The sequence below is a fragment of the Clostridium pasteurianum genome (genome assembly GCF_001705235.1).
Taxonomy (GTDB): domain Bacteria; phylum Bacillota; class Clostridia; order Clostridiales; family Clostridiaceae; genus Clostridium_S; species Clostridium_S pasteurianum_A.
The window spans coordinates 1850873-1872460 of record NZ_MCGV01000001.1 but is presented as its reverse complement, the minus strand read 5'-3'; the positions used below and the strand labels follow the sequence as shown (position 1 = coordinate 1872460).

The 21588-nt window shown below is 30.5% G+C and carries 16 protein-coding genes; 12 read left to right on the top strand and 4 right to left on the bottom strand.

Going from position 1 to position 21588, the window contains the following annotated elements:
* Positions 1-38 precede the first annotated feature (38 nt).
* Together BEE63_RS08140 and ilvD are read left to right on the top strand one after the other, a co-directional pair.
* The gene (locus tag BEE63_RS08140; protein ID WP_066020919.1) at positions 39-722 is read left to right on the top strand and encodes a FadR/GntR family transcriptional regulator; all 684 of its coding nucleotides are present in this window, start codon (positions 39-41) and stop codon (positions 720-722) included.
* A gap of 222 nt (positions 723-944) precedes the next feature.
* Positions 945-2645 carry a dihydroxy-acid dehydratase gene (ilvD, locus tag BEE63_RS08135; protein ID WP_347464722.1) on the top strand — a complete coding sequence of 567 codons (1701 nt, stop codon included), beginning with the start codon at positions 945-947 and terminating at the stop codon, positions 2643-2645.
* Between the two features lie 830 nt (positions 2646-3475).
* Here ilvD and BEE63_RS08130 read toward each other — a convergent pair.
* The gene (locus tag BEE63_RS08130; protein WP_066020917.1) at positions 3476-4351 is read right to left on the bottom strand and encodes an AraC family transcriptional regulator; all 876 of its coding nucleotides are present in this window, start codon (positions 4349-4351) and stop codon (positions 3476-3478) included.
* Between the two features lie 186 nt (positions 4352-4537).
* On the opposite strand from BEE63_RS08130, the gene BEE63_RS08125 reads away from it, so the two are divergent.
* A complete protein-coding gene (locus tag BEE63_RS08125; protein WP_066020916.1) occupies positions 4538-5950 on the top strand; it encodes an MFS transporter in 1413 nt (470 codons plus the stop codon).
* Between the two features lie 132 nt (positions 5951-6082).
* The gene (locus BEE63_RS08120; RefSeq protein WP_066020915.1) at positions 6083-6685 is read left to right on the top strand and encodes a hypothetical protein; all 603 of its coding nucleotides are present in this window, start codon (positions 6083-6085) and stop codon (positions 6683-6685) included.
* A 289-nt stretch (positions 6686-6974) separates the two neighbouring features.
* On the opposite strand, the gene BEE63_RS08115 is transcribed toward BEE63_RS08120, so the two are convergent.
* Positions 6975-8288 (bottom strand): replication-associated recombination protein A, encoded by a 1314-nt coding sequence (locus BEE63_RS08115; protein ID WP_066020914.1) that lies wholly within the window; start codon positions 8286-8288, stop codon positions 6975-6977.
* Between the two features lie 434 nt (positions 8289-8722).
* Here BEE63_RS08115 and BEE63_RS08110 point away from each other — a divergent pair, with 434 nt between their 5' ends.
* A complete protein-coding gene (locus BEE63_RS08110) occupies positions 8723-9427 on the top strand; it encodes a M48 family metallopeptidase (RefSeq protein ID WP_066020913.1) in 705 nt (234 codons plus the stop codon).
* 545 nt (positions 9428-9972) lie between these two features.
* Here BEE63_RS08110 and BEE63_RS08105 read toward each other — a convergent pair.
* On the bottom strand, positions 9973-11778 hold the full coding sequence (locus tag BEE63_RS08105; RefSeq protein ID WP_066020912.1) for a peptidoglycan D,D-transpeptidase FtsI family protein: 1806 nt from the start codon (positions 11776-11778) through the stop codon (positions 9973-9975).
* 305 nt (positions 11779-12083) lie between these two features.
* Between BEE63_RS08105 and lgt the strand changes: the two genes are divergently transcribed.
* Both lgt and cas6 read left to right on the top strand, forming a co-directional pair.
* Positions 12084-12848 carry a prolipoprotein diacylglyceryl transferase gene (lgt, locus tag BEE63_RS08100; protein ID WP_066020911.1) on the top strand — a complete coding sequence of 255 codons (765 nt, stop codon included), beginning with the start codon at positions 12084-12086 and terminating at the stop codon, positions 12846-12848.
* Positions 12849-13205: 357 nt separating this feature from the next.
* The gene (cas6, locus tag BEE63_RS08095; RefSeq protein WP_066020910.1) at positions 13206-13955 is read left to right on the top strand and encodes a CRISPR-associated endoribonuclease Cas6; all 750 of its coding nucleotides are present in this window, start codon (positions 13206-13208) and stop codon (positions 13953-13955) included.
* Between the two features lie 171 nt (positions 13956-14126).
* Here the strand turns inward: cas6 and BEE63_RS08090 are convergent, their stop codons facing one another.
* The gene (locus BEE63_RS08090) at positions 14127-16934 is read right to left on the bottom strand and encodes a sigma 54-interacting transcriptional regulator (RefSeq protein WP_066020909.1); all 2808 of its coding nucleotides are present in this window, start codon (positions 16932-16934) and stop codon (positions 14127-14129) included.
* A gap of 557 nt (positions 16935-17491) precedes the next feature.
* Between BEE63_RS08090 and BEE63_RS08085 the strand changes: the two genes are divergently transcribed.
* The 5 genes from BEE63_RS08085 to BEE63_RS08065 all read left to right on the top strand — a co-directional run bounded on the left by BEE63_RS08085 (position 17492) and on the right by BEE63_RS08065 (position 21572).
* Entirely contained in the window at positions 17492-17965 is a 474-nt protein-coding gene (locus tag BEE63_RS08085; RefSeq protein WP_066020908.1) for a PTS sugar transporter subunit IIA, read from the top strand.
* A 29-nt stretch (positions 17966-17994) separates the two neighbouring features.
* Positions 17995-18285, top strand: coding sequence for a PTS sugar transporter subunit IIB (locus tag BEE63_RS08080; protein WP_066020907.1), 291 nt, complete (start codon positions 17995-17997; stop codon positions 18283-18285).
* 125 nt (positions 18286-18410) lie between these two features.
* Positions 18411-19772, top strand: coding sequence for a PTS galactitol transporter subunit IIC (locus BEE63_RS08075; RefSeq protein ID WP_066020906.1), 1362 nt, complete (start codon positions 18411-18413; stop codon positions 19770-19772).
* A gap of 42 nt (positions 19773-19814) precedes the next feature.
* Positions 19815-20480: a class II aldolase/adducin family protein gene (locus BEE63_RS08070; protein WP_066020905.1), complete on the top strand. Its 666-nt coding sequence runs from the start codon at positions 19815-19817 to the stop codon at positions 20478-20480.
* A 90-nt stretch (positions 20481-20570) separates the two neighbouring features.
* Positions 20571-21572: a dihydroxyacetone kinase subunit DhaK gene (locus BEE63_RS08065; RefSeq protein WP_066020904.1), complete on the top strand. Its 1002-nt coding sequence runs from the start codon at positions 20571-20573 to the stop codon at positions 21570-21572.
* Positions 21573-21588 lie beyond the last annotated feature (16 nt).

The window sequence follows — 21588 nt, the reverse complement described above, 5'->3', positions numbered from 1 at the left end:
TATAATATAAAGAGCTTATAAGGGGAGAGATTGATTATATGGAAGATGGTAGAACAAGCGATAAGGTTCTAAAGAAAATACAAGAAAAAATTTTTAGTGGGGAATGGAAACCTGGCCAAAAAATTATGTCTGAAACTAAACTAGCCGAAGAGCTAAATGTAAGCAGAGTATCTGTAAGAGAAGGCATAGAAAAATTAGCTGCGTTTAATATTTTGAGCAAAAAGAAAGGTGGAGGTACATACATAAATGATTTGGGGCCTTCAGTGTATTTAAATAGTTTACTGCCAATGCTCATTTTAGATAAGGATAATTATTTAGATATATTAGAATTTAGGTTAATTATGGAGCCAGAAACGGCTAAATTATGTACTGAAAGATGTGATGATAAATTAATTGAAGAACTTGAAATAACATATAAAAATATGATGGATTATAGAAATGATATAAAGAAATTCACCGAAGAGGATTTAAAGTTTCATACTAAAATTGCAGAAGGAAGTGAAAATTCTTTAATAATAAAAATAACTGAGCTTCTTGCGAATATACTTAACTGTCATCAAAGAGGATTATATGAATGTCTTGGTCCTAAAGGGGGAATACGTGAACACAGACTTATCTTAGATGCTATAAAAAATAGAGATCCAGAATTGGCTTTTATTTATGCAAAAGGTCATGCACTTAGAACTATAGATGATTTAAAAAAATTGAAGAACTTAAAATAGAAAGTTAAAAGTACTTTCTATTTTTTTTATAAAAGATTGAAAAATATTATGTGGGCATATTGACTAAGAAACGTTTTCAGGGTATTATATCCTTAAAGTTGTATTACAACTTTAAGGATATAATTAATAATAAAAGAATAAAACTCTTTTAAACAGATAATATTCATAAACCTGTAATACAAATAGAAATAAGAGGTGATTAATTTGTTAAGAAGTCAAGAGATGAGAAAGAAAGCTCCCGAAATTGATTCACTTAGATTGGGATCTGGTTGGACACTTGAAGAATTGGAAAAACCACAAATAGTGATTGAAAGTAGTTTTGGTCATAGTCATCCTGGTAGTGCACATCTTAATACTTTAGTTGATGAAGTGTTTGATATATTAAAAGATAATGGAGGCAGAGGTGCTAAATATTTTGCTACAGATATATGTGATGGGGAGACTCAAGGACATGATGGCATGAATTATTCACTTGCTTCAAGAGATATAATGGCAGATCTTATGGAAATTCATGTGAAAGCTACTCCCTTTGATGGGGGCGTATTTATAGCAAGTTGTGATAAAGCAATGCCTGCTCACTTGATGGCAATGGCAAGGTTAGATATGCCAGCTATAATGCTTCCAGGTGGAATTATGAATGCAGGACCTAATATGCTTACACTTGAGCAAATTGGTACTTATGCTGCTCAATATGAAAGAGGAGAAATAACAAAGAAGCAATATGATTATTATAAATGTAATGCATGTCCAAGCTGCGGTGCTTGTTCTTTTATGGGAACAGCTTCTACGATGCAGATTATGTCAGAAGCGCTTGGGATGGCTCTTCCTGGTACAGCTTTAATACCAGTAACTTCAAAAGAATTAAAAAAAGCTGCTGAAAAAGTTTCAAAACAAATATTTAAGCTTATAGAATTGGATTTAAAGCCATCAGATATAATGACAAAAGAAGCATTTGAAAACGCAATAATGGTACATGCAGCTATTGCAGGTTCAAGTAATGGAATTTTGCATCTTCCAGCTATAGCTCATGAGCTTAACATAGAAATAAAACCAGAATTATTTGATGAAATTCACAGAAGGATTCCATATATCCTTAATGTAAGACCAAGTGGATTTTATCCAGGTTCATATTTCTGGAATGCAGGTGGAGTTCCAAGAGTAATGGAGGAGATTAAGGAATTTTTACATTTAGATGTTATGACGGTTACTGGAAAAACATTAGGTGAAAATCTAGATGAAATAAGAAAAAGTGATTATTATAGGGAACATGAAAAATTAATACAAGCTTTGGGAGTAAAAAGGGAAGATATAATAAAACCTAAAGAAAATCCAATTCAAAAACAAGGAGCTTTGGCTATTTTAAAAGGAAATTTAGCCCCAGAAGGAGCAGTAGTAAAGCATTCCGCAGTATCTAAAAAATTAATGAAGGTAACTTTAAAGGCAAGAGTATTTAATTGTGAAGAAGATGCAATTAAGGCTGTACTTACTAAAGATATAAAACCCGGTGATGCTGTATTCATAAGGTATGAAGGACCAAAAGGATCTGGAATGCCAGAGATGTTTTATACAACAGAGGCTATTGCATCTGACCCAGAATTAGTGGAATCTATAGCTCTTATTACTGATGGAAGATTTTCAGGGGCAACTAGAGGCCCAGCAATAGGACATGTTTCTCCAGAAGCAAGTGAAGGTGGACCCATAGCACTTGTTGAAGAAGGAGATTTAATTAGAGTAGATATACCGGCAAGAAGGCTTGACATAATAGGAGTGGCTGGCACAGAAAAAACAGAAAAAGAAATTGAAAGTATATTAAAAGAAAGAAAGAAAAATTGGGTAAAACCTGCACCAAGGTATACTAAGGGAGTTTTAGGACTTTACACTAAATGTGCTGTATCACCTATGAAGGGTGGATATATGAAGTAACATTGATGAATTAACGTTAAAAAAACTCTATAAATCTAAGGTAAAAAAATTGTAAAATCCTAAGAGTTTTAATAACTCGCTAAAAAATGCTCAAACAAATTAAAACTCTAAGTATTTTACGATTTTTTCACCAAGATTTATTAGAGCTTTTTTAAACCGTTAATTCATCAATGCTACTTCATTTTTAGGATAAGGCAAGGAAAAAATTCCTCCGTACCTACGGAATTTTAGGTGTGAATAATATGTATTAGATATCATTAGTGCTGACATCGCTTCGCCCGTCAGCAGGTGATGAGGGGGGCCAAAAACTCATATATGATAATTATCATTCTTTATGAAATACAGGCTATCTTAATGTTTACAAATAACAACTTTGATTTAAAAACTTATCTAAACCTCCTATAAAGAGAGAGTGCCCTTTTGAAATAAAGAAGGATAACGATCATATACGGGGTTTGGGTCAAAGACCCATTATCCTTCTTAACTATAAATAGGCACTTTTTACATTATGACCAACAACTTCATATAAGCATTTTCTAAATTGCCCAAACCTCGTGTATAATAACATTCATTAGAGTTTTTTTAAATTGTTAAGTCATCAATGCTACTTCATTTTTAGGGTAAGGCAAGGAAAAAATTCCTCCGTGCTTTTATTATAAGCGAAGTAAGAGTATTTTGGGAACGATTTAAATAAAACTCAATAAGTCTTGCTTCAAATTATAAAAAGACTTAGTAATTTTAATTTGTCTGAGCTTCTTTTCAGCGAGTTATTAAAATTTCTTAGTCTTTTTATAATTTGGAGCTTAGACTTATGAGCTTTATTTAATGTTTCAAAATACTCTTACTTCGCTTCTTTTTTGAGAAGGTGACATTTTTATATTGTTTTTAAAAACTCTACTGAAGTAATTTGCATCGTTAAAGCCGCAGGATAGGGCTATTTCAGTTATATTTAGTGTGCTGTCTTTTAAAAGCAGTATAGCTTTTTTTAGTCGCAAGTCATTGATATATTCTATTACTGTTTTACCGGTAGATTGTTTAAAAAGTCTACAAAAATGATAATTACTGATGTGGGCTAGATTTGCCAGTTCATTTATAGTTATTTTTTTAGTGAAATTACTTTGTATATATTTCAATATATTATCAATTTGTTTTAGTTTGGTTACTTTAAAATCAAATTGTTTTTTGGTATAAATTTTTTCAATGTAATTTCTGAGGAGTATGACTATTAATCTAAGCACGTATGATTTTATGGCAAGTTCAAAGCCTATTTTCTTTGAAAAGTATTCTTTTATAATGCTTTCAGAACATTTCTCTATCTTAGTATTATTTCTAACTAAGTTTTTAAATGAAATCAGATTATTTGCAAGAGGTGTCATAAATTTGGTTTGGCATGAGTCAGCTTGATTACTAAAGAGGAATGATAAATCTATTCTAAATACATAGTATGTTAAGTTATTACACAGGCTTTTCATATAATGAAGTTCATTACTGTTTATGACAATGAAGTCTTTTGCACAAACCTGTATTTCTTTAGAATCACATCGAAGTAGTGCGTTGCCCTTAATAAAATAAAAAAATTGGAGATGCTCATGCCAATGTGCATTCATTACAGTACCTTTAGTATTATGACTTTTTTTAAATATATCCACAACAAAATTTTTATCTGGCATTTTCTTATAAAAGTAATTTTGATTATTTCTCTCCATAGTTCCTCCTTATATAGCAAAATAGTGCTAATGTTTAGCAAGATAATTAATGAATTATAACAACTATATTGTTAATATATAGGCGTAAGTTTTATCTATATAAAGCAGAATGTAATAGAATTTATGCATTATATAACAAAATTTATTATATCAATAACATGCTAAAAAAGGAAGGCGAGTTTAATAATGAATTTAGTAGAAAATAAACATTACAGCAAATGGACTATTTTATTTGTTGTAGTAATGATGTCCTTTATATCTTGCGTTGACAGCAGTATTGTAAATGTAGCATTACCTGTAATGGCGAAAAAGCTTTCAGTGAGTATGGCTGAAATAGAGTGGGTTGTTGCTAGCTATGTTATGGTTATATGTGCTAGTCTTTTGATATTTGGAAGATTGGGTGATATGAAGGGAAAGTCAAGTATATTTAAAATTGGTACTATAGTGTTTACTGCTGCTTCACTTATGTGTGGATTTTCAAGCTCTTTAATAATGCTTTTGATTTTTAGAGTATTGCAGGGTATAGGAGCTGGAGCCTATATGGCTAATAATCAAGGTATTATAACTCAAATTTTTCCTAAAGAGGAGAGAGGAAAAGCACTTGGAATTTTAGCATCAGCAGTTGCACTAGGAACAATGATAGGTCCTCCAGTAGGTGGCTTCATCATAAGTTTGTTTAGTTGGAATTATATATTTCTTGTAAATGTTCCTATAGGAATAATAGCTTTTATAGCAGGATTATTAGTGCTTCCAAAAGGTAAAAATATTGATGAAAAATTTGATACAAAAGGATCAGTATTATATTTTATGGTAATAATACTCTTATTTGGGTCTTTAATTGGCGAGCAGCAGCTTGGATACAAAAATCCAATAATTATAGTGAGTTTTGTTTTATCAATAATTTGTTTAATAGTATTTATTGCATTACAAAGGAAAACTAAGTTTCCACTTTTGAATCTTGAAATTTTTAAGAATGATTTATTTTCATTAAGTTTGTTTTGTGCTCTCGTATCTTTTGTCTGTATAAGTGCTTCAATAATTATAATTCCATTTTATTTACAGGATACATTAAAAATGTCTTCTGCAAATTCAGGACTATTTATGATGATTCAGCCAATAATTATAGCTTTAATTTCCCCTATTACAGGCAATATGTCAGATAAGCTAGGGGCAAAAATATTAACACTCGTAGGACTTATATCTATGTCAGGCGGTTTTTTACTTATGTCATTTTTGAATGAACATTCTCTTTTAATAAATGCAGCATTGTGTATAGTTTTAATAGCATTAGGACAAGGCTTTTTTCAACCAGCTAACAATTCGCTAATAATGTCTACGGTTTCTAAAAATAAGCTTGGAATAGCAGGCAGTATTAATTCTCTAGTAAGAAATTTAGGACAAATGATAGGGATAACATTATCTACAACTATTTTATACAATTTTATGAGTATTAAGATAGGACATAGAGTAGTAGACTATGTTTTCGGAAGAGATGATGTTTTTGTTTATGGAATGAGATATGTGTATATGACTTTGGTATTTATATGTTTGTTTGGAATATTTTTAACTACATTTAGAATATATAGGAAGCGTTTTTAAAAAATAATTAAAATAAATTATAGTTAATATTAAAAGTGTCATATTTTATATTGATTTTTTGAACATAAGTAGTACAATGAGTATATAAGCATAGTGTGTATACGTTTGATGCGAGAATAGGAGGTATAAATTATGACACAGACAAATAGAAAGAATATATATATTGCTGATGAACAGGCAAAAATTTATGATGAAGCAGAGGACTTTGCTAAAGATCATAATATGTCGTTATCTTCTTTAGTTGGTAAGGCGTTAGAAAGTTATATACAGAGCAATGAAAAAAGTAATAAGGAAGTATGTCTTACGATTAAAAATTATAATAATAGCATTATAATACCTACTATTAGGCAAATAAAATTTATGGGTAAAGAAATAGCTAATAGTGGGTGGATTAATGATAATAAATTTATAAAGAAAACTTCAAATGGTTATTTTGCTGAAAATGGAGTTTTATGTGATGCAAGTAATTTTCAAAGAGATGATGTACTTCAGCATTCATATACTGTATATAAAACTGAAAAGGGAAAGTTTTTAGTATATATAAATAAAAGTCATATGAGATATTCAAAACTTAATCTTGATTTTGAAAGAGAGCTGTATATTATAAAAGAGGAGCTTTCTTATAAATTATACAGTACAGTAAAAGAAATAGTACGAAATTTAAGCGATATACCAGATGAAACAATAGAGGAAATTGTGAAATTTGACAGCGAAGTTGAGGTACTTAATATATAATCATCCAGGGGCTTGGGTAAAAAAGACCCATTATCTCGTAACCCTATACAGGTAATCTTAATAGTAACGGCATAAGCCGTAATTAAACTGCAGGAATCATATATGGGTTTGGATCTGTCATATTAAAATAAAAATTAAGAATGAATGATGATTTTCTGACGCTTTGCTTTGGAAAATCTACTAATTTAGAAAAGAACATTTCCATTAGTTGAAATGAAAAAACTTATAAGTTTAAGAGTTTTCATAGTGAAATTGAGAAAAAGTTACATTCATTCTTAATTTTTCTTCCTTAATTTTTGATTTTTTTCAAATACTCCATTCTGCTTTTAAATTTTTTCTCATTACCTTCTTCTGTTGGAAAATAGTATTTCTGATTTTTTAAATTATCAGGCATACACTGCATGTTTGTTACTTTATTTTCAAAATCATGTGCGTATTTATAGCCTTTTGAATAACCCAAACTTAACATTAGTTTCGTTGTGGCATTTCTGAGATTAAGAGGAACACCTTCGGAGAGAGTTTCTTTTGCATCCTTTTTTGCTTTTTCATATGCAGCATAAAGAGAATTTGATTTAGGGGCTAAGGATAGATAAACTACAGCTTCTGTAAGGTTTACGCTGCATTCAGGCATGCCTATATAGTGACAGGCATTATAAACATTTACCGCTACATTCAAAGCATTAGTATCAGCAACACCTACATCTTCAGAAGAAAAACGTATAAGTCTTCTTGCTATATACAGAGGATTTTCCCCACCTTCCAGCATTCTAGCAAGCCAATAAATTGCAGCATCAGGGTCACTATTTCTCATGGATTTGTGCAAAGCAGAAATTAAATTATAATGCTCTTCGCCGTTTTTATCATACAAAAGTGATTTATTCTGCATACAGTCTTCTAATATATTTTTAGTTATGGTCATAGTTCCATCTTTTGATTTGCTGCTTAGCACCGCCATTTCAAGAACATTAAGAGAAGTTCGAGCATCTCCATTTGAGTATATTGCTATTGAATTTAAAAGCTTATCTGAAATTCGTATTTTTTTGTTTTTAAAGCCTCTTGAATCATTAAGGGTATTTTTTAAAAGTTCAACTATATTTTCTATAGAAAGTGGCTTCATAACAAAAACTCTACACCTTGAAAGTAATGCGGAATTAATTTCGAAGGACGGATTTTCTGTAGTTGCACCTATTAGAACTATATCTCCATTTTCGACATGAGGCAGAAAAATATCCTGTTGAGATTTGTTGAATCTGTGAATTTCATCTATAAAAAGTAAAGTGCGTATTCCAAAACGTTTATTATTTTCAGCCTTTAGCATAACCTTCTTAATTTCATTTATTCCTGAAGTTGCTGCACTAAATTCAATAAATTCGTATTTAGTCATAGCAGCTATTATCATGGCCAGAGTTGTTTTACCAACACCTGGAGGCCCCCAGAATATCATTGAAGTAATGTTATCGTTCTTGAGCATATTTCTAAGAGCTTTTCCTTTTCCTAATATATGCCCTTGACCTATATATTCATCTAAAGTTCTTGGCCTCATGCGTTCAGCCAGGGGAGTACTATTTTTGTTCTCAAATAATGAACCTTGATTATAGTTCATGTTAATATCTCCTTTCAAAATACGAACATATGTTTCAAACAATTATAGCATTAAAATATATTCAATGCTATAGATAAAAAATAATGAACAGATCTAATGTTACTTTTACAATGTTAAAAAAATGTACTTACCTAGATTAAAACGAAAATAATAATTAATGATGAAATATGTAAAAAAATAAATATTATGTTATAATAAACTTATACAAATACGTAAATTAAACTTATAACCTTCAAGATAATGTTAAAATAATAGCTTATATCATTAAAAATAGAAAAAATTGTAGGAAAATCATGGTTAATTTATAAAACTAAACTGATGAAACGAAATTTTAAAATATTTAAATGTGGGGGGAGGGATACTTATGGGAATATTATAAATTTAGTATCGTAATAAAATATTTAAATTTTAAATGAAAAGGGAAAGAAAGCGCCATGAATATTGAGTATATGAATCAAAAAATTGAATTTTCACTGGTTCGTAAGGAAAGAAAGAGCATAAAAATTTCTGTTAATAAGAACTTCGGTATAGAGGTAACTGCTCCCCAGAATGTATCAGATGAATATGTAAAAGAAGTTGTATATAAAAAAATGAAGTGGATATTAAAGCAGATGAAGAGGATAGAAAATATTATTGACGTAAATGAAGAAATCAAATATTCAGATGGTGACACATTTTATATTTTTGGAACGCCATACAAGCTTATAGTTAAAAAAGGCATAAAAAATAAAATGAGGATTTTTGGGAATAACATATATATGTATGTAAAGGAAAAAGATAATTTCAAGTATAAAAAAAGTTATGCAGAAAAATGGTACAAGAAGGTTGCCTCGATAGAATTAAAATTTTTGTATGATCAAGTATATAAATTATTTAGTGGAATGTATGATGAAAAGCCACAGCTAAGTATAAGAAAAATGAAATCAAAATGGGGGAGCTATAGCCCATCACAAAATAAAATAGTTTTAAATACCCAGTTAATAAAAACTCCTAAAGTATGCATAGAATATGTTATAGTTCATGAATTATGTCATGTAAAATATAGGAATCATAGAAAAGAATTTTATAATTATGTAAGCAATTTTATACCAGATTGGGAAGCAAGAAGAGATGAATTAGACAAGTACGTGAATGTTTAAGAAAGAGAAGAAACAGTGCTTTGGAACATTAAAAAAATTCTATAAGTCTAAGGCAAAAAAAATCATAGAATACTAAGATATTTCAATAACTCGCTGAAAAGAAGCTCAGACAAATTGAAATATCTAAGTATTCTATGATTTTTTTACCAAGACTTATTAGGATTTTTTTAAACCGTTCCTTCAGCACTGTTTCTTCTCTTTAAAGGTGAAACAAGGAAAAAATTCCTCCGTGCCTACGGAATTTTGGGCGTAAATAATGTGCATTGAATATAGTTAGTTTGCAGGGTGCTGACATGGCTTTGGTTGTCAGCATGCGAGAAATTTGTTTTTAGCATTAGAATTTTATATTAGGAAAGTACTGGTGTTGGGTTAAGAACAATAATTGGCATAACCCCAATATCACGTATGATAATATCTAAATATTCTATGATTTTTTACCAAGGTTTATTAATAAAAAAATCCAATTAAGCATTGAATAAAATATTAAGAATGCTTAATTGGATTAATAAAGATAGTGAGCTAAAACTCAAATCTGGTGTATGATGTTATTTAGTTGCAGGTAAATTAAGTTTTCCGTTTATTATCATATAGTTAAAGATTTTTTGATAAAGATCCTTAACAACAGGTGCTGCTGTATCTGAGGCATAATAACTTCCAGTACCAGGCTCGTCCACTGAAACAAGCAATGTAATTTGAGGATCGTTGGCTGGTGCCATACCTGCAAAAGAAGAAATATATTTTCCAGGAGTATATCCACCTGTTTTTGGATCTGCTTTTTGTGCTGTACCAGTTTTACCGGCTATGTCATATTCAGGAATATCTGCATTCTTACCAACACCATCTTTGTCACCAACTACTTTTCTGAGATAACCTCTTAATTGTGCAGCTATATTAGGATCTAGTATATTTTTTTTGTAATCAGCATATGGTGTAGTTACAGGATGTCCATTTTTCATTCCTGTTACGTCCTTCATTACGTGAGGTCTTATCCAGGTTCCGCCATTTGCTACAGCATTGAAAGCGGCCATGTATTGAACAGTGGTAAGGCCAATACCTTGTCCAAATGCTATATTTGATAAATCGACTAAATTGACCTTATCGCTTGGTCTTACGAGTCCTGAAACTTCTCCAGGAAGATCTATGCCAGTTTTATGACCAAAACCAAACATGTCAATGTACTTAAGAAGATTATCCTTTCCGATTTTTTGACCAAGTTCTACGAAACCAACATTGCATGAATGTTTTAAAATATCAATGAAGCTTTCGCCACCATGTCCAGACAGTTGCCAACAATGAATAACAGTTCCGTTTACGGATATGCTTCCATCACAGCTATAATCTACAGCGGTTGGATCTTTTACTGTTCCGGTTGCGAGTCCCGTGTAGGCAGTTATAACTTTAAAAATTGATCCAGGCTCAAAAGTTTTTTGAACTGCACTATTTTGAAATAATTCATCCGTAGACTGTGATATTCCCGGTTGTTTTACATACGGGTTGTTAGGATTATAATCAGGTTTATTTACCATTGCTAGGATTTCGCCTGTTTTTGGGTTCATTACGGTTATTGAAACAGCTTTAGCTTTATTATCAGATAATGCCTGTTCGGCAGATTGCTCAGCATAGTCTTGTATAGATTTATCTATAGTTAAAGTTACATCCTTACCGTTTTTTGGAGCTACATATTCAGAATTACCATAAGGAAGCTGCTTTCTTGTAACGTCAGTTTCAATAGTTTTATAACCAGGTGTTCCTGCAAGAACTTTATTGTAGGATAACTCTACACCAGCTACTCCATCTCCATTAGAATTTGTAAATCCGAGTACTTCTGCAAGAAAATTGTTATTCGGATAAACTCGTAAGGTGTCATCTGAAGCAACAAAACCGGTTATGCCAAGTGCATTTATTTTATCAACTTTTGTTTTCCCAATTTGTCTTGCAAGTGTTACAAATTTTACAGGCACTCCATTAGAAGATTTAGCTGATAGAATTGAATAAATTTTATCAGAAGGTGTACCTAAAATCTGTGATAATTTGTCGCAAAGTGTTTTTAGTGTCATTTTATTGTTTTTTAAAGATAAACTTAAGGTGTTCATATCGACATCTATTTTATAATCACTTATACTTGTGGCAAGTTTATTACCATTTCTATCAAGTATATCTCCGCGCTTAGGATAAATTGTAACTTGATTTACCCGTTGTTTTAAGGCTTTCTCCTTATACTCATTTGAATGCGTGAACATTATAGAGAAAAGTTTAAACATTAATGCGGAAAATACAATAAGAAAAATAAAAAAAACTGCAAACAATTTTCTGCCTAAAATAAGCCTTGGATTAATATGCCTTTTTTTCAATTTAGATTCTCCTCTCATTTAACCTAATAAAAGGATTAAAAACATACCTTAAATTATATCATATTTGATTTTTAAAATAAATTAGATATAAGTGTAATTATAAGGTTTTAATACTTAAACTGTATAATAAATTTAATTATAACGTTTCATAATGCTTTATAATGGAATTATTACCATGACTTATTTTTAATGGGACTGTTATTCACACTTATTTAAAACATAACCATTAAAAAAGTTAAAAGTTTATGTTAAAATAAGACTATCGCGTTTATAGTAATATATAGATAAAAGAGGAAGTGATTTTTTTGAATCCTATTGCATTTACATTATTTGGACTTCAAATAAGATGGTATGGAATTTTTATAGCTACAGGGGTGGTTTTAGGCCTTTTTATAGCTTATATAAATTCAAAATGGAGGGATGTTGATTATGAGTCTGTACTAGATGTTGTGCTTATATCCCTACCTATAGGTATAATTGGAGCAAGACTTTATTATGTTATATTTCAGTTTAAAACATATAACGGTAATGTTTGGGATATGATAAATATAAGAAATGGTGGTCTCGCTATTCATGGTGGCTTGATATTTGGGCTTTTAGCAGCTTATTTGTATACGAAACGCAAAAAATTAAGTTTTCTAAAAATGGCAGATGTAGCGACACCTTCTATAATATTGGCTCAAGCTCTTGGAAGATGGGGAAACTTTTTTAATGGTGAAGCACATGGAGATGCTGTTACTTATAGTTTTATACATAAGTTCCCTGCATTTATTCAAAAAGGTATGACAATAGATGGTATGTATTATAATCCAACATTTTTATATGAGTCTACCTGGGATCTAATAGTATTTTGCATATTAATGTTTACTATTAGGAAAAGTAAAAATAAAGGCATTGTATTTTTTGCATACATTGGATTGTATTCCTTGGGAAGATTTTTTATCGAAGGTATGAGAACAGACAGCTTAATGCTTGGACCTATAAGAGCTGCCCAACTGGTTAGTATCTTAGGTGTTGTTGTTTTCATTGCATTTTTAATTTATTCTCATGCAAAAGGAAAAAATAATTAGAGAATAATTATTGTTAAATTTCCAAAAAGAATATATAATATAGATGTTATATAAACCTTTATTATAGAATCCAGGTTTTATTTGGAACTTGTGAATGCTATAACAAAAATCAATCCCTTAGATAAAGAAGCAGTTGTGAGCTGCTTCTTTATTATGTTGAACAAAAATCAATCCTATGAGTTTTCCACTCAATACTTTTTCGTATTATATTAAATAAAATTTATACATAGTATGTTAAAAAGTTATTGTATTATAAAATAATGTTATATTAAATTTCATAATTTACCAGCAAAAGCGACAAAAACAAAAAATGGTTTTGTAATATATTGTATATATAGTAAATAGAGGTTGATAAAAATGAGGGTAATAACAAATTTTGTTTTTGATAAACCTATAAAATTAAATTTACAGTATAACCACATAGTACAAGCTGTAATTTTAAAATGGTTAAGTGATGAAAATTATACAAAGTTTATACATGATACAGGATATAAATGTGGAAATAGAACGTATAAGTTATATACATTTTCTAGGCTTCAAGGTAAATTCTCAATTAACTCAAGGGAAAAAACTATAACTTATTATAATGAGGTAAAACTTGAAATTTCAGCTGTGGATGATAAGTTTTTAAGCTACCTTGTAAATGGAATAATTATGAATGATGAGATTAGACTAGGAAATAATATAGTAAGTGTCAAAGAAGTTAAATGCACTAAAAATGTTTTGAAGTCCGGAGCTAAAGTGTACACTAAATCGCCTATTGTAATGTACAGTACTTTTGAAGATAATTGCAAGAAAAAAACTTATTATTATAGTCCGTTTGAAAGTGAATTTTCAGAACTTATACGGAAAAATCTTATTAAGAAGTATAATGCTGCTTATGGCACAAATCCTGAAAATTGTGATTTTAGTATAGAAGCTGTACATAATTCTAAACTTAAAGAAAAGGTATTAGTATATAAAAAGACCGTAATAAAAGGTTGGACCGGTGAGTTCATTTTGAAGGGTTCAGATAAGCTGATTAACATAGGATATAATTCGGGCTTTGGATCAAAGAATTCACAGGGCTTCGGTTGTGTTGAGAAGTGTAATATACAAATTAAGTAAAGTGGAATTTTGAAATTAAAGTATCTGTGAGGAATTGACAATGAGTGTAGAGGTCAAAATGCAATCTGCGACAAGTAAATAGGGATAATTGGTGAAATAAATTAAGGCTGCTGCATTAATTTATATGAGCTTTTGACAAAAAACTTAACTCAATTAATGCAGCAGCTTAAACTATCTATTAAGTATTTTAACTATATAACATATTTCATCATCACTTATTTTTATTCTAAAATCGCCTTCAATAACAGATATAGACTGTTTAACTTCGTCAAATTGCTTCCTGTTTGAGTTTTTAAAACTATCTAAATCTTTGAATTTTACCATATCTCCATGAATACATCTATCAAGCATACATCCCATATGAATAATTAAGTCAATTATATAATCATCTGATTCAATTCTATTTGGTAAATCTAATTTAGTTATAAACTTTTTTATTGAAGCTATTGCTATTTTGGGATTAACGTATTTTATATATTCTTCAAGCATTTCTTTGGAGATTTCATATATACTTTTCTGAGTATTTTCTTCTTTTGAGTCTTCAGATGATGATGAAATTAAATTTGCATCTAAAAGTTTTGTGAATTCATTTTGAAAGTTTTTGTTTAGTATTTTATTTATAGGGAAGTAAGGTATATTGATACTTGGCTTTAAGCTTCCTATGCAAGCTAAAATATCATACTTTTCCTGTAAATCATTTATGTTATTTTCCATATCAAAGTAGTTGATATTTATTATTTCGATTGCATCATTATATTTATCTTTTATTAAATCCTTAATTATATTTTTAGATATTAATCCAACTCCCTGACCTGTTGTACATACTGTTATTATTGCTTTTTTCTTGCTTTTTATTGCAGTATGTTCTGCTTTTATATCTTTAACTAAAGAATCATAGAGAGTATCTATATCGTATTCCTGATATAAAACACTTCTTAAAATATCTAAGACAAAAAGTGTAGATATATTGTTTATAGTTCTTACTTTTATACCGGTTTCGTCCATTATTCTTTCACCGAATTGACATAGAGAACCCATATCTACAAGCAGAAACACACCCTTATCGCTATTTGCATTTATTACTGCATTTTTTACTTTTTCATAGGTATCTGGCACCGTAGCATCAAGAGGCATATCTATAGCTTTTATATTATTTACATTAAGAAGTTTATTAGCAACAGCTCCCATACTTGAAGCAGTGCTATCTCCATGACATACTAAAACAACTCCAATGAGGTCCGTAGTTTTACTAGAATGGTTATTGTTTGCAAGGAGTACAGACAAAAAGCCTTTTTCATCCTCAGGTATAAGTACGGCAAATTTTTCATCTAGTATTCTTAATAATTCTGATGAGACTTCAAATTCTTTTTTATATTGTCTTTTTATAATTGCCATGTTTGGATTTACTATAGGCTTATTTTCTTCAATTCTTTTTAAGAGTGAATATATGTGAAAAGTAAAACCAAAGAAAAATTTATTGCTAAACTTAGTGCCTAATTTTGCTTGAGCTACGTTAATTAAGTTTGTACATGTATCTACAACCTGTTTAGGAACAACGCTGTACAGTTTTCGTATATTTAAACTATTAGGATTAAATTTATTTATTACATTGTTGAAGGTATCTTCTAGAGTATTGGTTATTTCATTTTCTATTTCGCTGATGCTGAGTCCTTCATCTTTTAGTTCTTCTAATTTTTTATTTATGGAGTCGTATATATCTATATCTTTACTTATAATTTTTAGTTTAGTATCTTCATTAGCCGTTACATGAGGATTTATTATTAAATTTTCACTGTACATATTTAAAAATGTCTTATCACTAGATGAAATGTGCATATCATTAAATAAATTTTCTCGTATTTCGGAATTCAACGTTTTAAATTCTATGACTAATTCTTTGTTACTTTGAAGATGTTCGAAAAAGGCTTTTGCACATAGAAGCTTAATTTCAGAAGTTAACTGACCTATATTACCATCTATAAATTGATATAAAGCCAGTGCTTTAAGTACTTCTGGTGGGATTTTAATAGGCATATTAAGCTTTATTGATTCATAGTGAAAAAGTGTTTCTATAACTTCAAATCTCTCGTCTAAAGTCTTATCCCTGAAAGCAGGTAAAGTAATGGTAACCGGAATTCTCCTTAAAAATGTATTAAGAAAGGTATCATCTGGATTTTCTGTGGTTGCAGCAATTATAAGTACATTACTTTTTCTAGGCTTTGAAGTTTCACCAAGCCTTGAAAATTCACCTTTGTCCATAAGATAAAATAGCATTTCTTGACCGTCCGGCGGCAGTCTGTGAACTTCATCTAAAAATAAAATACCATTATTGGCTTTTTCAACTAATCCTATTTTATCACTATCGGCTCCGGTAAAAGCTCCTTTTATATGACCGAATAGCTGGGATATTAAAAGTTGTGGAGCGTTGTAATAATCTGAACAATTGAAGGATATAAAGGGGAAACTTTCTTCTGTTTTCTTTTTTTCTTGAAGAGCATACTTGTATATCATTGACGCAAAAGTTGTTTTACCAACACCACTTTCTCCAAGAAGTAAAATATGCAGTCCGTTGTGGGGATACATTACAGCTGCTTTTGCCTGTTCAATCTGATGAAGAAGACTATTGTTATATCCTATTAAAAATGTAAATGGATCTACAAAATCATTATTCTTCTTATTAATATTTAATATATCTTTAAATTCTTCAGGCGAAAAAGCATCCTTAGTTATATTTATGTTCATTTTTTCTAAAGTGACTTTTGGAAAGAAGGTAACAGGCCTTCCGTTTACCTTTATTAATTTTCCTGCCTTTAAAAGATCATTTAAAAGAGTACTTGCATTATTTCTTACAATATTAAATTCATTTTGAATTTCTAAAGCCCCTATGCCTAGATAGGTGTCAGATTCAATACATTTTTTTATATAATTACAATTTATTTTCTCACATATATAGTTAAAAACGATTTCAGATTTTTTCAAATAATCACCTACTTTATTTTGAATAGTCCATTAGAAAGATATGATTGCTAATTCTTGTTTGCAAATTTCAGCTTGCTGAGTACTAAAACCAATATAAAGTTAAAGGCAATAAGATATATATTCCTATAAAATAGTAGTAAAAAGAAAAGAACAATACAGACTAACACTAATAAGTAAAAAATTAAATTTTTCATAATGTCTCCTCTTAGAATTAGATTTTTGATTGTAAAGGGTAGAGTAAAGGAATAGGTGCTTATATTAAAATTAGGGAAGAACTAATTTATATAATTACTTTATTATAAAATTAAATAAAAATCAACAAAAATAAATCAAATATGGATATATGTCGAATGCAATAGCAAACTAAGTACTATGCAGAAACTATTTTTAGTATGAAATATAGCTATAAAAAATATGCACTTCACATTTTGAATTTTTTTAGTGCATATTTTTTCGCTTTTGTGCAAGAGAATGTAAAGGTTTTAATACTATGCACTAAGTTGGCACGCAAATTGCTATATAAAATGGTGTAAAGGTTTTAGTAGGGAGGAAGAAAAATGGAGGAGACTTTATTACATGAAGAACTAATCTTTTTAGATTACAAAGCTGATAGTAGAGAAGAACTATTAAAAAAATTAGCTTCAGAATTACAGCAAAGGGGGTATGTAAAAGAATCATATATTAAAGGTGTTTTAGATAGAGAAAAGGTTTTTCCAACAGGACTTAATACTGCAGGAGTTAAAGTTGCTCTTCCACATACTGATGCCATACATGTTAACAAAGCTGCCATAGTAGTGGCAAAGTTAAAAAATCCAGTAATATTTAAAGAAATGGGCTTTGGAGAAAAAGATGTAGAGGCAAAATTAATTATAATGATGGCAGTTAGAAAACCTGAAGATCAAGTAAAAACCTTAAGTAAACTTATGTCAATATTATCTGACAAAGAAACACTTATAAGCTTATATAATTGTAAAGAGAAAACGGAAGTAATTACCATATTAAATAAAGTTTTATATGGGGATAATAAATAAAATTAAAAAACTTTGAGGAGGTATTTATTATGAGTGGTGTTAGAAAAAAAGTTTTTGTTGCTTGTGGTTCAGGGGTTGCTACGTCTCAAACGGTTGCATCTAAAATTGCTAGTATGTGTGAAGATGAGGGAATTCCAGTAGACGTTGAAGCAGTTGACATAAAGTCTCTAGAAAGCATCATAGATCAATGCGATATATACGTGTCAATAGTTTCAGCAGGACATGATTTTGGAAAGCCAACAATAAACGGAATTGCATTCTTAACTGGAATTGGAATAGATGAGGAGTTTGAAAAATTAAAAGAATATCTTGGTGCATAAAAAAATCCCAGTAGGTTACTGAAAAACCTATTGGGAAAAAGATAAATAAATAATCGTATTTAGGTAATTATAACACAGATCATGGAAATAATATATATAAAATTTATAAACGGGAGGAATTAAAAATGGCAGTTGTTAATTATATATTGGGATTAGGAGCCGCAATATTTCTACCAGTAATTATGATAATCCTTGGATTATTCATGAAGATGAAACCTAAAAAAGCAATTATTGCCGGCATCACACTTGGTGTAGCTTTTACAGGAATGAACGTAGTACTTAGTTTTATGTTTAATGCTATAAGCCCTGCCGCTTCAGCATTTGTTAAAAATACAGGAATAACTTTAAACTCTATAGATGTTGGTTGGGCCCCTATGTCAGCCATAGCTTGGGCATGGCCATATGCGGTACTTGTTTTCCCTCTTCAAATTGGAATAAATATTTTAATGTTAGCATTTAAGTGGACAGACTGTCTTAACGTTGATTTATGGAATGTTTGGGGAAAAATTTTCACAGCAACTATGGTTGCAGCAGTAACTAAGAGTGTACCTTTAGGATTCTTTGCAGCATCAATTCAAGTTATTTTAGAGCTTAAAAGTGCAGATATATCACAAAAACAATTATACAGAATTACTAAAATACCTGGAGTAGCATGTTCACACTATATGTGTATACAGGCAGCGTTACTTGCACCTATAAACAGACTTTTAGATTTTGTGCCTGGAATAAATAAGTCAAATCTTAATGCAGAGCATTTAAAAGAGAAAATTGGAATATTCGGTGAAAACAGTGTAATGGGATTTATCGTAGGTGGTTTAATAGCAGCATGCGCTGGATATAGCGTTAAGGATATTTTAAATACTGCTATGCAGGTTGCAACGGCTCTTGTTCTATTCCCTATGGTTGCTAAATTATTCATGCAGGCTCTAGCTCCAATAGCTGATGCTACAAGTGCAGTTATGAAAAAGAGATTCAAAGGAAGAGAAATATACATTGGTCTTGACTGGCCGTTCTTAGCTGGACAATCAGAAATATGGGTTGCATCTATAATACTAGTACCTTTTGAATTAATTCTTGCTGTTGCTATGTCAAAAATGGGATTAAATAATGTTATACCATTAGCAGGCATAATAAACGTTGTAGTTTTCGTACCAGCACTTATCGTAACTGGTGGTAACTTAGTAAGAATGCTTATTTTAGGATTCATTGCTACACCTATTTATTTAATGGTTTCAACAAGTTTCTCACCAATAGTAACTAACCTTGCTAGATCGGTTTCAACTATAAAAGTACCTGCTGGACAGTATATAACTTACTTTGGTGTAGAAATGCCAGAATTAAGATGGTTATTAGCACATGGACTTAATGTAATAAACGGTGAATTTATACCAGCAATTCTTTTAGTAGGCTACTTTGGATTGTTCTTCTGGTATGCAAAATACATGAAAAAAATTGATGAAGCAGCAGAAGCAAAAGCTGCAAAATAGTAAATTTCATCAATTAAATATTATTCGAATGGAGTGGTAATTGTGTTAGAAGATTTAAAAAAGAAAGTAGTAAAAATAGCATTAGAAGCTGATAGATCAGGACTTTGTAAACACAGATCAGGAAATTTCAGTATAAGAGATAAAGAAACTGGATATGTTGTTGTAACACCTACAGGAGTTGATAGAGAGTTATTAACTTATCACGATATATGTGTAGTTGATTTGGATGCAAACGTTATTGAAAACGTTACAGGGTTAAAGCCTACAAGTGAATTGTTAATGCATCTTGCAGTTTATAAAACAAGATCAGACATATTTGCCATTGCACATACACATTCACGTATTGCTACAGCTTTTGCAGTACTTAGAAAAGAAATACCTGCAATAATATATGAATGTGCAAACCTTGGACTAAAGGATGCAGTAATCCCTGTAGCTCCATATGGTAGACCTGGTACAACAGCTTTATCTGATAGTGTTGTAGAGCCTATAAAAAGAGCAGATGTAATACTACTTGAAAAACATGGTGTAGTTGCAGCTGATAAAGACCCAGATGAAGCATTATTAAAAGCACACTATGTAGAAGAATTAGCAGAAGTTTATTATAGAACACTTGTTATAAATGGAGGCAAAGAGCCAGAAGCATTTGGATCTGAAGAACTTCAAAAGTGGGAATATCCTTCACAAATTAAATTCCCTAACAAGTAAAATACAAAGTTATTAACTTATGCACACTTATATTTTTATAAGTTGTGCATAAGTTAAAATTTCTACAGAATTACACGGAGGTTGAATAATATGAAAAAGTTAATGAATAAAGCTGAAGATTTTCCAAGAGAGACTATAGAGGGAATTGTGCTTGCTCATCCTGAAAGCTTAAAAATGGTTAATGATAATTTTAGATGCATTGTTAGAGCAGATGAAAGGAAAAAAGGAAAGGTTGCCATAGCAACAGGGGGAGGTTCAGGACATCTTCCTACTTTCTTAGGCTATGTTGGTTATGGCCTTGCTGATGGAGTAACAGTTGGAAATGTATTTGCATCTCCAAGTGCAGAGTGTATGTATGAAGTTGATAAGGCAATAGATAATGGAGCAGGAGTTCTCCACCTTTATGGAAGATACGGCGGAGATATTATGAATTTTGGAATGGCAGCTGATCTTGCTTCCATGGATGATATAGAAGTTGAAGAAGTTTTGGTTACAGATGATGTTGCATCAGCACCAAAGGGAGAAGAAGATAAGAGAAGAGGAGTTGCTGGATTATTTTATGCTTACAAAATAGCTGGAGCAGCTGCAGAAAAAATGTATTCTCTTAAAGAAGTAAAGGAAGTTACTCAGAAAGCAGTTGATAATACAAGAACTATGGGAGTTGCACTTACTCCATGTACAGTGCCAGAAGCAGGAAAGCCAACTTTCACTATTGCAGACGATGAAATGGAAATAGGAATGGGAATACACGGTGAGCCTGGAATTGAAAGAGGAAAATTAAAAACAAATGATGAAGTTGTTGAAATAATGCTTAATAAAATAATTGAAGACCTTCCATATAAAGAAGGGGATGAAGTTTCAGTACTTGTTAATGGACTTGGAGCTACACCTCTTGAAGAATTATATATAGCTTATAGAAAAGTAAATGAAATATTAACTTCAAAAGGAATAAAAATATATAGAAACTATGTAGGTGAATTTGCAACTTCTATGGAAATGGCTGGTATGTCTTTAACACTTCTTAAATTAGATGACGAATTAAAAGAGCTTCTTGATTTTAAAGCATATTCACCATTCTTTAAGCAATTTTAGGAAACGGAGTGATAGA

Excerpts from the sequence above, each read along its gene's own strand:
- BEE63_RS08065 (WP_066020904.1), top strand. The coding sequence starts at position 20,571 with ATGAAAAAGTTAATGAATAAAGCTGAAGATTTTCCAAGAGAGACTATA.
- BEE63_RS08080 (WP_066020907.1), top strand. The coding sequence starts at position 17,995 with ATGAGTGGTGTTAGAAAAAAAGTTTTTGTTGCTTGTGGTTCAGGGGTT.
- BEE63_RS08075 (WP_066020906.1), top strand. The coding sequence starts at position 18,411 with ATGGCAGTTGTTAATTATATATTGGGATTAGGAGCCGCAATATTTCTA.
- BEE63_RS08125 (WP_066020916.1), top strand. The coding sequence starts at position 4,538 with ATGAATTTAGTAGAAAATAAACATTACAGCAAATGGACTATTTTATTT.
- ilvD (WP_347464722.1), top strand. The coding sequence starts at position 945 with ATGAGAAAGAAAGCTCCCGAAATTGATTCACTTAGATTGGGATCTGGT.
- BEE63_RS08110 (WP_066020913.1), top strand. The coding sequence starts at position 8,723 with ATGAATATTGAGTATATGAATCAAAAAATTGAATTTTCACTGGTTCGT.
- BEE63_RS08130 (WP_066020917.1), bottom strand. The coding sequence starts at position 4,351 with ATGGAGAGAAATAATCAAAATTACTTTTATAAGAAAATGCCAGATAAA.
- BEE63_RS08085 (WP_066020908.1), top strand. The coding sequence starts at position 17,492 with ATGGAGGAGACTTTATTACATGAAGAACTAATCTTTTTAGATTACAAA.
- BEE63_RS08115 (WP_066020914.1), bottom strand. The coding sequence starts at position 8,288 with ATGAACTATAATCAAGGTTCATTATTTGAGAACAAAAATAGTACTCCC.
- cas6 (WP_066020910.1), top strand. The coding sequence starts at position 13,206 with ATGAGGGTAATAACAAATTTTGTTTTTGATAAACCTATAAAATTAAAT.
- BEE63_RS08140 (WP_066020919.1), top strand. The coding sequence starts at position 39 with ATGGAAGATGGTAGAACAAGCGATAAGGTTCTAAAGAAAATACAAGAA.
- BEE63_RS08120 (WP_066020915.1), top strand. The coding sequence starts at position 6,083 with ATGACACAGACAAATAGAAAGAATATATATATTGCTGATGAACAGGCA.